The organism is Pseudomonas sp. AC229 (genome assembly GCF_979254655.1).
The window spans coordinates 300,401-312,949 of sequence record NZ_CEEDHK010000001.1; the positions used below are offsets into that span (position 1 = coordinate 300,401).

Consider the following 12,549-nt stretch of genomic DNA (forward strand, 5'->3'; position numbering starts at 1 on the left):
CGCGATTTCACAGCGAACGCCACTCCAGTGGCAGCCACTGCCAGTTGGAGTCCGGCGCGGCGTCGGCCGGCAGGGTCAGGGCGTAGTTGTTGTGCCCGGCCAAGGCTTTCAGCTTGGGCAGCAACAGGGTTTGCGCGGCGTTGCGGAACACCGGCTCGATGTCGCTGGGCAGCGCGTCGAGGGTTTCCTGCTCGAACAAGGCCGAGAGCGTGGACGGCGCCAGGTAGGCCGGCACTACGGCGTCCTTGGGCAATACGTCGGCCAACGGCGGGAAGCGTTTGTTCAGCGCGTCCAGGCCTTTGTTGACGATGCTGTCGTCCAGGGAGAACAGCAGCGTGGAGCCTTGGCGCGCCATGCTCACGCGGAAGAAGCCGCTGGCGGCCATGGCGTCGGGCACTTCGGCTTCGCTGACAGGGTATTGGCCGAAGTTGGAGCTGACTTCGCGCTGCCAGACATGGGTGCCGTCTGCACGGGTTTCGTCGCTCAGCGGGAAGATGCCGCCTTCTACGTTGGCTTCCCAGGCACCGATTACCGAGCCGAACAGCTTGCCGAGGTTTTCATCCAGGCTGGTGCCGGCTTTGTCGTCGAGTTGGCCGACCAGCAAGGGGCTGTGCAGACGCGAGTTCGGGTACCAGCACAGGCCGGCGGCGCCGGTCATGTGCTCGGCCAGTTGCTTGGCCACGTCTGGCTGGGCGCCGACCTTGGCGAGCATTTTTTCATGCACGGTCGGCGCTACGGGCAACGCCACGCAGGCGCTGGCGCCCATGGGCATGGCGCGCCAGATGGGGTTGAAGTCGAGGTTGGTTTTTTCGCCGCTGTCGTTCAGCGCCAGGAAGCTGTGCCAGCCAGCACCGTCCATTTCAAAACGCAGCCCGGCGAAGCTCGGAATAAAGCGCTGGTAACCCATGGCAACGTAGTCGCTGCCCAGGGAAATACGCTGCTTGAGCTCGCCGCGCTCTTTCAGGCCGAAGGCCTCGGTGAACACGGTGTCGCCATTGAGCATGGCTTCCACGGCTTCGGTGGCGCCCTTGCCGAGGTTGGCGCCGTCGTAATCGCCTTCGAGCAACATGCTCGGGTTGGACAGCATGACCAGCTTGTCGCCGTAGCTGGCGAACAGCAGCGCGCGCTCGCCGTTGTAGCGCAGGCGGTAAAGCGGCACGGCGTCGCCATCCACTTGCAGCTCGGCCACTTTGCGCAGTTGGGTGTCGTCGGTGGCCACGTGGGCCAGCGGCTCGAGCAAACGCGCCAGACCGCCGCGTTCCATCAGCACCACGAAGTTTTTCAGCTTGCCGTCGGCGCCGCGCCAGAGGGCGACTTGGGCCGGCTGGTCGAGCAACTGTTCGAGCAGGGTGTCCTGCAACTGCAGGTCGTGCTCATAGATGATGCGACGCAGGCTGCCGGTGAGGCCGAGACGATCGGGGTTGGCTTCGTAATAGAACACCAGGTCTTCGGTGAGGGTGTCGCGCAGCAGCGGCACGGCCAGCAGGTCTTTGGGCAGACGGCTCAGCGATTCGCTTTCGATCAGAACCTGCGGATGTTGCAGGTCGAGCTGCAATTCACTGGCGTCGGCCAGCGTGCGCGGCGGTGCCATGTGCTGCTGCAACCAGCCAAGCACACCGGCACCCGCGACCAGCGGCACGGCAACCGCCAGGGCGATGAGCACGCGACGCTTGCGCCCGGCTTTGCCTTCCGTGGAACCGGTTTCCCCGTTCTGGGTGGTGTTATCGCTCATGTAAGAAACCCCAATTCGTCCGTGCGTCGCTGGTAGCCAGGCGCCGCGTGCGGGCGCTAGCTCAATAGTTGAATGACTTGATCAGTTGCAGATCACCAATACCGCGCAACGGCACGATAAAGGTCTCGCGTTTTTCGTTCGGCGTGTTTTCGTTGAACACCAGGTTTATTTGCGCGGTGATCACTTCGTTCTGATTACTGCCTTCGTCGAAGTTGTAACCCTGATTGTTGAGGTTGCCCCAGTAGTTGACGAACACCAGATAGCGGCCGTGCAGCGGCGCGGTCATGGTGAACATCTCGGGGCCGGGGCCGTCGACGCTGTCGGTGTCCAACCCGCCGCCATTACTCATTACCGGGTCGGCCCAGAAGGCGTGCTGACCGTCGGGGGTGACCACATGCAGGTCGAGTTCGGCTTTGGGGTCGTCCCAGCCCAGCGCGATACGCACCTGGGCGGGGGTTTTGCTGTGATTGGCTTCGTAAAACTGCACACGCTTGAGCGACTGGCCGTCACCGCTCACCACTTCCACGCTGTTGGAACCGGCGCCCATGTTGTAAGGGCGCACGAAGCGGCCTTGGTCGTCGGTGTACAACGGCAGCGGATTGCCATTGACGACCAGGCGGTGGGGCTGGCGGCTGCCTTGCAGGTTTTTCAGGGTGCCTTGAATAAGGGTGCGACCGCGCTGGGCGCCACGGTCAATCGGCGGCGTCGGGTATGCCACGCGCGCATCGTCGGCGCGCTCAAGCAGCCCGGAGTATCGCCAGCCGGCGACCGGGTTTTGCAAGTCAGCAGAAGGTTCAGCCACGACACAGGCGCAGAAAGCGGCCAGGCAGAACAACAGCAGGGAGCGCATGCGTAATCCTTTAGCGTGCGAAAGGCGGCAAAGGTATCGCTAGCTCACGAGCCTGACAATGACCTTGCGACACATTTTGTAAGAGTTACCGAATGGCTCACACCGCCCAGGGTCAGCGGCTTACATCCAGCCGCCCCATTGCAGGAAAACAATGCCGATGTTCGTCGTAACCGCCGCCACCAGTGTGGTGATAACGATGATTGCCGCTGCCAGTTCATGGTTGCCATTGGCCGCCTTGGCCATGACAAAACTGGCCGCTGCCGTCGGGCTGGCGAAGTACAGAAACAGCACACCCAAGTCCGCGCCACGAAAGCCGAAAGCGAACGCCCCGGCGGTGGAGATAATGGGCAGCCAGACCATTTTCATCAGGCTGGCGCTGACAGCCAGCGCCCCGCTCTTACGCAACGACGCCAGCGACAAGGTGCCGCCGATGCAGATCAGCGCAAGCGGCAACGTCAGTTGCGCCAGGTATTCGCCGGAAGTCGTCAGCCAGACCGGTAATTGAATTTTCCAGTACGCGAACGGGATGGCCGACAGCACGCCGATGATCAACGGGTTGCAGATGATGCTTTTGCTGATGCTCCACACGTCCGACTTGGCGCTGGGGCTATAGATAGCCAGCACGATTGCCGAAAGGCTGTTGTACGAGAGGATTACCACGCCGGCCAGAATGCCGCCGAGCGACAGGCCGTAGTCGCCATAAAGGCTGGTTGCCAGGGCCAGGCCGATGATGCCGTTGTTGCCGCGAAAGGCGCCTTGGGTATACACCCCGCGATCGGCCACCGGCACCCGCCAGATCGCCCAACCCCACGCCACCAGAAAGCCCACCACGGTCGCCAGCACGAAATAACCCAGCACGGCAGGCTGCATCGCGGTGCTGAGGTCGGCGTGAATAATGGCGAGAAACAGCATGACCGGCATGGTGACGTTGAACACCAGCGCCGAGGCGGTATTGATGAAATGGCTGTCGATCAGGGCCAGGCGTTTGAGGAAAACGCCGAGAAACAGCATGGCAAACACCGGCATGGTGATGCCGAAGGTGGCGGCGATGATCGCGAACATGGGAAGCAGACCGGGCGGGTGTCGTTAGGTGGCTAATGATAAGCCACCACGCCTGGGAGCGCGACCTGCGGGGCGAGGCCCGGTCCAGTCAAACCTTGTGGGAGCGACTGGGTAAGGGGCCTCTAGCCGCGCTGCTCGTGCCAGCAATCGCGGCTAAAGCCGCTCCTACAGAAAGCGGGAGCGGTTAGCGCGTGCCGCCTTGCGCGAGGCCGAACATCAGTAACAGCAGATCCTGATCGGGCCGAACGGCCGCGGCAGACTTCAGTTTCATCGGCATCGAACACTGCTTCGCTGCCGATGCCGAGTGCAGAACTTCCGGGCCCGGTTCATGCCAGGCCGCCGCCGCCAAAGAAGCCACACCCAACGCGCCGATGAGGAAAATACCTCGTGCAATATCTAGCTTCATGTCACAACCCTTTGATAGCGCTGCCAAACGCCGTGGAATGACCATAGATAACCTGTTGCCAGTCTGCTGAACTCCACGACGAATGGCGGCGCAATTGACGCAGATCGTGACGAGCGGCTTGCTGCCGGGTCAGGCGACGGCGCGACTTTTCCAAATCCAGCATGCCCACTTCGAACGTGGCGTGCTCGCCCTCGCCTTCCACGCGAATGAACACGTGCTTGGAGTACAGGCAGTTGTGCTGCCAGCGCGCGTTGTTCATGCGCGCAATCATGGCGCCCACCGCTTGCATGACCCGCCCATGAAACGCTTCGCCGTGACGTTCGCGCCCGCCACCAGCGTGCCACTGGTTTATTTCAATGAAGCCTTTCATGTCGGCCGTGATCAGTAGGGCGCGCCAGGCGTTATCGACACCGCGCTCGGCGCCGCAATACACCACTTTCGGCACGTTGATGCCCAAGCGCGCAAACGAGGTCAGCGCTTTTACTTCGCGCAACACCGTAGGGCGGCCGAACGGATGGAAGAAGCTGTGGTAGATGTGGCCGACTTGGCGCTTGGCATACAACAGGCTGCCGTCTCGGTCGTGAATTCGCTGAACACCGCTGGTGCCGCCGCGCCTGCTGTTGGGCTCTTCAACCCACTCGCCCTGCTGTTGCCACCATTGTTCGAACAGACCGGGAGTCGGCGAGTGCAGCGCTAGTGTCATGCGTGATGTCCTGTACAGAAGATAGAAAGCTGTCGTCCGTGGGGCGACCATATCCTTGAGGCCTGGGAAGGCGCTGGCGTGGTCGGGTGAGTTTTTGTAAGCCCTGACCGACGACGAATGTAACAGCCTTTGTGTGCACAATGGAGGCCAAGTTCCGAAAATTCCTACCGAATATCGGCTAAATAACGACTATCCACCGGCAACCCGTTCAACTGCGCCGAGGCACCAACACCACCTTGAAACAACATCCTCGAGGTTGCGCTGCAATGAGGCTGACATCCCAACCCTGGCTTGCACAGATACGTTGCACCAACGACAGGCCAAGCCCCAAACCATCGCCGCGCTGACTGTCGCCGCGCACAAAGGGCTGGAACACGGCCTCACGTTGAGCCTCGGGAATACCGACGCCGCTGTCTTCTACTTCAAATCCGTCGGCCACCAAGGTCAGGCTGATGTGCCCGCTGTCGGTGTAATGCAGGGCGTTGCGCAACAGGTTGCTCATTACTGTGCGCAAATGGGTGGCGTTAAACTCGCCCTCCAGCACCTGCTCGGCGCGGTAGTTCAACGTCAGCCCCTTGCTTTCAATGGGCTGACGCCACTGTTCGAGCAACTCACAGGCCGCGCTTTCTACGCTGATGGTAGGAATCTGGCTGACGTCGGTGTTCTGCGCCCGCGCCAGCAGGAAGAAGGTTTGCACCAAGGCGCGCATATCTTCACAGGCGCGAAATATGCGCTGCACTTGAGCGCGGGCGCGGTCGTCGAGGTTGGGGTTTTCCAAAAGCAATTCGCACGAGCTGGCAAGCACCATCAGCGGTGTTCGCAGCTCGTGGCTGACATCGCTGGTGAACAAGCGCTCACGCGTCAGGGCGTGACGTAGCAGCCCCAGCGTCGTGTCGAACGAGGCCGCCAACTGACCCACCTCATCAGCCGCGTAATTGGGCGCCAATGGCGGCGCCATCGACAGCAGCTGATCGGGGTGGCGCACCTGCCGCGAGAGCCGCGACACCGGCTCGATCACCTTGCGCGCGAGAAATTGCCCGAGCAACACCGCCAGCGCCACGCACAGCACAAAGCCAATCCACACCGTGGTGTACAGCGTTCGCTCGCGCTCCTCGAACTCGCTCTGGTCTTGCAGCAATACATATTCCTGCCCCGCCACCACGCGGACAAACGCGTGATAGGACGAGTCGTCGCGGAAGATTTCGTGGAAGCCTGGCGTCATACCCGTGAGGTAATCCGGCAGAGCGAAATCGCCGTGGCCGCCGGAGAAGTAAAACAATTGGTCGGGCTCAGGACGGGTGCGCCACTCATCCATGTTGTCCATGTGCAACAGGCGGTCGAGGTCGCCGCTGAGGACGCCGGAAATCAGCTTTTCCTCAAGCATGTGCACGGCCATGTAAATGCCGGTGGCGAAGGCCGCGGCGACCAGCGTGGTCATCAGTACAAAGGCGATAACGATGCGGCGTGACAGGCTTTGCTTAAACTCCATCGGTGACTTCCGCCAAGCGATAGCCCACGCCGTGCACGGTTTGCAGCAGCGGCAATTCGAACGGTTTGTCGATCACCTGGCGCAGCTGGTGAATATGGCTGCGCAGGCTGTCGCTGTCTGGGCAGTCGTCGCCCCACAGCGCTTCCTCCAACACTTCGCGGCGCAAAACGTGAGGGCTTTTCTGCATCAGCGCGGCGAGCAATTTTAGGCCGATGGGGTTGAGCTTCAGGGCTTTGCTGGCGCGGCTGACTTGCAAGGTGTCGAGGTCATACACCAGGTCGGCAACTTGCAAAATGCGCCGACCGCCACCTTGACTGCGGCGCAGCACGGCTTCAATGCGGGCGGCCAATTCGGACAGGGCGAAAGGTTTGAGCAGGTAATCGTCGGCGCCGGAGCGGAAGCCTTGCAGGCGGTCGTCGAGTTGGTCGCGTGCGGTGAGCATGATCACCGGCGTGTCGCGACGCGCGTCTTCACGCAGGCGTTTGCACAAGGTGTAGCCGTCCATGCCGGGCATCATGATGTCGAGCACGATCAAGTCGTAGTGCTCGGTTGCGGCCAGGTGCAGACCCGACAAGCCGTCTTGCGCGCAGTCGACGCTGTAGCCCTTCATGCCCAGATAATCGGCAAGGTTGGCGAGAATGTCGCGGTTGTCTTCAACGATCAGAATGCGCATGGCGGTTCCTTCAGGCGGGGTGTTGCAGGCACGTCACGGGGCGCGACATTACCTCAACATTTAATGATTGAAGCGGCTTTCACGATTTTTTCACGACAACTTAACGCCATGCTGACAGCCCCAAGGGCAGCCTGCACGCTACTTCCGCTACGCCTGGACTCAGCATGTCGTCGACTCCACTCACTACTTTTTCACACCGCCTGAACCTGCGCCTGGCCCTCGGCATTCCGCTGGCCATCGCCGCGTTACTGCTATTGATCGAACCCACCAAACTGGACTTCGCCCTGGCCAACCTGATGTACACGCCGGGCGTGGGGTTCGTGGGAAAACACAGCGCATTTCTCGAAGACATCCTGCACGACCGCGCGAAACAGGCCGTGATCGCCTTCGCCGTGCTGGCCATTCTTGGCTTCGTCGGCAGCTTCTTTATCAATCGCCTGAAACCAATGCGCCGGGAGCTCGGTTACCTGGTACTGGCCATGGGCCTGTCCACCAGTTTCGTCACGCCCATGAAAGCGGTCACCGCCGTGCAGTGTCCGTGGAGCCTGAGCCAATTTGGCGGCCAGGAAACCTACAGCGCCCTGCTCCGCCACCGCCCCGCCACCGACAAACCCGGCCGCTGCTGGCCAGGCGGTCACGCCGCAGCGGGCTTTACGTTATTCGCGCTTTACTTCGTCTGGCGCGACCGCCGCCCACGGCTGGCACGCGCCGGTTTCGTCTTTGCCCTTGCACTCGGCACCGTGTTCTCCGTGAGCCGCATGCTGCAAGGTGCGCACTTCTTCTCTCACAACCTGTGGACGGCAGTGTTTTGTTGGTTGATTTGTTTGGGGTCGTATTGGGCGGTGCTGTATAGGCCGGCCAAGAGCATGGTGGCGAAACCCGCCTCCACGGCAGCCGTATAAGCCCCGCCATAAGATCAAAAACTCGAGGCTAAAGCCTCTCCCACAACAACCCGGCACCTGTGGGGAAAGCCTTGGCCGTTGCCGTTGCGATACAAACCGCGCCGCCTCTCGAGATCGAGCGAGCTAGAGCAGTGCAAGGCGAAATGGTTTTTTGAAGCGCAGTTGGCTGTAGCCAATGAGCATTCAAAAAAACATTTCAACGCCGCAATGCCGACGCGCAGCCGATCGACCAGCCATAAAAAAACCCCGCACAAGGCGGGGTTTTTTATGGCAACAGCAATTACATCATGCCGCCCATACCACCCATGCCACCCATATCCGGCATACCGCCGGCAGCTGGCTTGTCTTCCACGATTTCAGCAATCATCGCTTCAGTGGTGATCATCAAGCTGGCGATCGAGGCCGCGGCCTGCAGAGCAGAACGGGTCACTTTGGCCGGGTCGAGGATACCCATTTCGATCATGTCGCCGTATTCGCCGGTGGCAGCGTTGTAACCGAAGTTACCGGAACCCTGCTTGACCTTGTCGACCACAACGCTCGGCTCGTCGCCGGAGTTGGAAACGATCTGACGCAGCGGCGCTTCAACAGCGCGACGCAGCAGCGCGATACCCACGTTCTGATCGGCGTTGTCGCCTTTCAGGTCGGAGATTGCTTGCAGAGCGCGAACCAGTGCCACGCCACCGCCAGGTACCACGCCTTCTTCAACGGCTGCGCGGGTTGCGTGCAGGGCGTCTTCAACGCGGGCTTTCTTCTCTTTCATTTCCACTTCGGAACCGGCGCCAACCTTGATCACGGCAACACCGCCAGCCAGTTTGGCCAGACGCTCTTGCAGTTTTTCACGGTCGTAGTCGGACGAGGTGTCTTCAACTTGTTTGCGGATCTGAGCAACGCGCGCTTCGATGTCAGCTTGAACGCCAGCACCGTCGATAACGGTGGTGTTCTCTTTGCTGAGGATGACGCGTTTGGCATTACCCAGGTGTTCCAGGGTAGCGCTTTCCAGGCTCAGGCCGATCTCTTCGGAGATAACGGTACCGCCAGTCAGAACAGCGATGTCTTGCAGCATGGCTTTGCGGCGGTCGCCGAAGCCTGGTGCTTTAACAGCAGCAACTTTAACGATGCCGCGCATGTTGTTCACAACCAGAGTCGCCAGGGCTTCGCCTTCAACGTCTTCAGCCACGATCAGCAGCGGACGGCCTGCTTTGGCAACAGCTTCCAGCACCGGCAGCATTTCGCGGATGTTGGAGATTTTCTTGTCGACCAGCAGGATCAGCGGGCTGTCGAGCTCGGCAACCATGGTGTCTGGCTTGTTGATGAAGTACGGCGACAGGTAGCCACGGTCGAACTGCATGCCTTCTACAACCGACAGTTCGTTTTCCAGGCCCGAGCCTTCTTCAACGGTGATCACGCCTTCTTTACCAACTTTCTCCATTGCCTGAGCAATGATGTCGCCGATGGAGCTATCGGAGTTGGCGGAGATGGTGCCGACCTGAGCGATGGCTTTGGTGTCAGCGCATGGCTTGGACTGCGATTTCAGCTGAGCAACGATGGCGATGGTCGCCTTGTCGATGCCGCGCTTGAGGTCCATCGGGTTCATGCCGGCAGCGACGGCTTTCAGGCCTTCGTTGACGATCGACTGAGCCAGAACGGTGGCGGTGGTGGTGCCGTCACCGGCGTCGTCGTTGGCACGGGAGGCAACGTCTTTAACCAGCTGCGCGCCCATGTTTTCGAAACGGTCTTTCAGCTCGATTTCTTTGGCAACCGACACACCATCTTTGGTGATGGTCGGAGCGCCGTAGCTCTTCTCGATGATCACGTTACGGCCTTTCGGGCCGAGGGTGGCTTTTACCGCGTCGGCCAGGACGTTAACGCCAGCCAGCATTTTTTTACGAGCGGAGTCGCCAAACTTAACTTCTTTTGCAGCCATGATCGTTATTCCTCAAATTCGTTTCGTTAACGCAAGTGGTAGCAACGGAGCGGGAAATCAGCCTTCAACAACAGCCAGGATTTCGTTCTCGCTCATGACCAGCAGGTCTTCGCCATCAACCTTGATGGTGTTGCTGCCCGAGTACGGGCCAAACACCACTTTGTCGCCGACTTTAACGGCCAGTGGGCGCACTTCGCCGTTGTCCAGCACACGGCCGGCGCCGACAGCCAGGATCTCGCCACGGTTCGGTTTTTCCGCAGCCGAGCCCGGCAGAACGATGCCACCAGCGGTTTTGGTTTCTTCTTCGCTGCGACGGATGACGACGCGGTCATGCAGAGGACGAAGCTTCATTGTCGATCTCTCCCAAGTAAGGTGGTTTAAAGCCGCCGGTTTATCCACCGGCTGGTTGTTTGCTATCCGGCGTGGCCGGTCGCGAGCCGCAACGCGGCCACGCGGAAGACTGACTGTCGTAAAACCGACAGAGACCTTGCGGTGACCACTACATAGGGGCGGGGAAAGGGATTACAAGGGCGGGGGTGAAAATTTTTTACACGGTTTGCGCCAGACAATGAGCGCTGCGGGCAGCGCTCACTCGCGCGGCTTTCACTTCGGATCGCGGTGCTCGAACTCGCCTTCAATGACGTTCGGGCGAGCCTGGCCGGAACGCGCAGCGAGGTCATCGGCGAAGGCACGCTGACGCAACGCCTGCTCTGCCGCACGCTGGCGAAGCTTGCCGACCATCAGCCGGCGCGTGAACGGAATAAGACACAGCAAACCGAAAATATCGCTGATAAACCCCGGCAACAGCAGCAGGCCACCGCCGACGGCAATCAGCAAACCTTCGAGCATTTCCTGTTCCGGCAATTCACCGCGCGCCAGACGCTCACGGGCCCGCCATGCGGTGGCCACACCGGCCACGCGCAGCAACACGCTGCCCAGCACCGCACTGCCGATGACCAACAGCAGCGTCGGCAGTACGCCAATGGCGCTGCCGACTTTGATCAGCACCGCCAGTTCGATAATCGGGAACAGCAAAAACAAAAACAGAAAAGCACGCATCAATGGGGTTCCTGTAGGACGGCCGGGCGGCGATTCGCTTGACCCGCGCGTTTTATCACCGGAAAGATTTAGGTGGTGCTGCGTGGCTTTTAATTCAAGCAGATTCTTGCCCGGCAGCCGGCCAGGTTTCAGCCCGCGCCAGCGCTACCAAGGCCTGGCGCACTTCCGGCGCAGTGTTACAGGATGTTGGAAACGCCAGCCAATGCAGGCCCTGGCCAATGCGCAGGTGAAACCCTTCGCTGTCGATACCGGCCAACTCGGCGGGCACATGATTGGGCAGACCGGCCAGCTCCACGTAATGCGCAATGGCGCTGGCATGGTCGCTGTTCATGTGCTCGACCATGCTCAGTTCAATGTCACCGGCGAAGGGGTTGGCCAGCGTGACTTCATCGAGCCAGTGGATAGCGCCAAAACCGCCGATATAGCGCGAACGCACCGGCTCCAGCACCCAGAAATCGAAGTCGTGGGCCTGGTGATAGCCCTCGGATTCCGGGAAGTAACGGTAGTAACGTGCGGCCGCGGCGACGGTGGCCGCCTCATCGGTAATTTTGCGCGCCTGCGCCAGCACCGTTAAACGGCCGACGGCTTGAATATCTTCGGCGCCGCGCTCGCCCACCAGCAACGAACACTTGGGTTCCACCTGCAAATTGTGGGTGTGCTGAGCGATGCGGCTGATCAGAATCAGCGGATGGCCGTTGGCATCCAGGCAGTACGGCACCACCGATCCGAACGGGTAGCCGGGCATGGCTTTGGACAACGTGGAGAGCGCCCCACGGTATTCCTTGAGTAGCAATTCTCGGGCATGCTTGCCGACTTTCACGCTCACCTTATGACTCCTCGTCGAGAATTCGTATTGAAGACGGACAGGTGCCCAGCTTAACGGTTGCGCGCACCAGCGGGGAACAACGTATCCGGTTGGTAGCGGCGCTTATAAAGGCGTGCGCACTCACCTACTTTTTGGGGATGTGGTTATGGAACTGAAAGACAAAGTCATCGTGATTACCGGCGGCGGTCAAGGCCTTGGCCGCGCCATGGGCGAGTACCTGGCCGCGCGCGGCGCCAAGCTGGCGCTGGTAGACCTCAATCAGGAACGCCTCGATGAAGCCGTTGCCGCCTGCAAAGCAGCCGGTGGCGATGCCCGCGCCTATATCTGCAACGTGGCCAATGAAGAACAAGTGATCCACACCGTGGGCCAGATCGCCGACGACTTCGGCGCCATCAACGGCTTGGTTAACAACGCCGGCATTCTGCGCGATGGCCTGACTATCAAAGTGAAAGACGGCGAGCTGTCGAAGATGAGCCTGGCGCAATGGCAGTCGGTTATCGACGTCAACCTGACCGGCGTGTTCCTGTGCACCCGCGAAGTGGCGGCAAAAATGATCGAGCTGAAAAACCAGGGCGCGATCGTCAACATCTCCTCCATTTCTCGCGCCGGCAACATGGGGCAGGCCAACTACTCGGCCGCCAAAGCCGGTGTGGCGGCAGACACCGTGGTGTGGGCCAAAGAGCTGGCGCGTTACGGCATTCGTGTCGCAGGCGTGGCACCGGGTTTCATCGAGACCGAAATGGTCGCCAGCATGAAACCCGAAGCGTTGGAAAGAATGACGTCAGGCATTCCGCTCAAGCGTCTGGGCCAGCCGAAAGAGATCGCGCACTCGGTGGCCTACATCCTGGAAAACGAGTACTACACCGGACGGATTCTGGAGCTCGACGGCGGCATGCGGTTGTAATCAGTCGGTTGGATGCGCG

The 12,549-nt window shown here is 60.5% G+C and carries 13 protein-coding genes; 2 read left to right on the plus strand and 11 right to left on the minus strand.

Annotated elements, in window-relative coordinates:
* Positions 1–7 precede the first annotated feature (7 nt).
* From AC0IW7_RS01315 to AC0IW7_RS01345, 7 genes are all read right to left on the minus strand, one after another.
* The gene (locus tag AC0IW7_RS01315; RefSeq protein WP_471815446.1) at positions 8–1,732 is read right to left on the minus strand and encodes a DUF2138 domain-containing protein; all 1,725 of its coding nucleotides are present in this window, start codon (positions 1,730–1,732) and stop codon (positions 8–10) included.
* 61 nt (positions 1,733–1,793) lie between these two features.
* Entirely contained in the window at positions 1,794–2,582 is a 789-nt protein-coding gene (locus tag AC0IW7_RS01320; RefSeq protein WP_122494214.1) for a DUF2135 domain-containing protein, read from the minus strand.
* A gap of 120 nt (positions 2,583–2,702) precedes the next feature.
* On the minus strand, positions 2,703–3,644 hold the full coding sequence (locus tag AC0IW7_RS01325) for an AEC family transporter (protein WP_471815447.1): 942 nt from the start codon (positions 3,642–3,644) through the stop codon (positions 2,703–2,705).
* Positions 3,645–3,828: 184 nt separating this feature from the next.
* Entirely contained in the window at positions 3,829–4,050 is a 222-nt protein-coding gene (locus tag AC0IW7_RS01330) for a hypothetical protein (RefSeq protein ID WP_471815448.1), read from the minus strand.
* Position 4,051: 1 nt separating this feature from the next.
* Positions 4,052–4,753, minus strand: coding sequence for a lipopolysaccharide kinase InaA family protein (locus AC0IW7_RS01335; protein WP_463550449.1), 702 nt, complete (start codon positions 4,751–4,753; stop codon positions 4,052–4,054).
* A 208-nt stretch (positions 4,754–4,961) separates the two neighbouring features.
* Positions 4,962–6,242, minus strand: coding sequence for a sensor histidine kinase (locus tag AC0IW7_RS01340; protein WP_471815449.1), 1,281 nt, complete (start codon positions 6,240–6,242; stop codon positions 4,962–4,964).
* A complete protein-coding gene (locus AC0IW7_RS01345) occupies positions 6,232–6,915 on the minus strand; it encodes a response regulator transcription factor (RefSeq protein ID WP_122494224.1) in 684 nt (227 codons plus the stop codon). Before AC0IW7_RS01345 ends, AC0IW7_RS01340 begins: the two co-directional genes overlap by 11 nt.
* Positions 6,916–7,079: 164 nt before the next feature.
* On the opposite strand from AC0IW7_RS01345, the gene AC0IW7_RS01350 reads away from it, so the two are divergent.
* The gene (locus AC0IW7_RS01350; RefSeq protein WP_471815450.1) at positions 7,080–7,817 is read left to right on the plus strand and encodes a phosphatase PAP2 family protein; all 738 of its coding nucleotides are present in this window, start codon (positions 7,080–7,082) and stop codon (positions 7,815–7,817) included.
* 280 nt (positions 7,818–8,097) lie between these two features.
* Here the strand turns inward: AC0IW7_RS01350 and groL are convergent, their stop codons facing one another.
* The 4 genes from groL to AC0IW7_RS01370 form a co-directional block, all read right to left on the minus strand.
* Positions 8,098–9,741 (minus strand): chaperonin GroEL, encoded by a 1,644-nt coding sequence (gene groL, locus AC0IW7_RS01355; protein ID WP_122452478.1) that lies wholly within the window; start codon positions 9,739–9,741, stop codon positions 8,098–8,100.
* A 57-nt stretch (positions 9,742–9,798) separates the two neighbouring features.
* Positions 9,799–10,092, minus strand: a complete 294-nt coding sequence (locus tag AC0IW7_RS01360; RefSeq protein ID WP_108098537.1) for a co-chaperone GroES — start codon at positions 10,090–10,092, stop codon at positions 9,799–9,801.
* Positions 10,093–10,344: 252 nt separating this feature from the next.
* Entirely contained in the window at positions 10,345–10,800 is a 456-nt protein-coding gene (locus tag AC0IW7_RS01365; protein ID WP_122452476.1) for an FxsA family protein, read from the minus strand.
* 94 nt (positions 10,801–10,894) lie between these two features.
* Entirely contained in the window at positions 10,895–11,626 is a 732-nt protein-coding gene (locus AC0IW7_RS01370) for a HugZ family pyridoxamine 5'-phosphate oxidase (protein ID WP_471815451.1), read from the minus strand.
* 145 nt (positions 11,627–11,771) lie between these two features.
* Between AC0IW7_RS01370 and AC0IW7_RS01375 the strand changes: the two genes are divergently transcribed.
* Positions 11,772–12,530, plus strand: a complete 759-nt coding sequence (locus AC0IW7_RS01375; RefSeq protein ID WP_122494230.1) for an SDR family oxidoreductase — start codon at positions 11,772–11,774, stop codon at positions 12,528–12,530.
* Positions 12,531–12,549 lie beyond the last annotated feature (19 nt).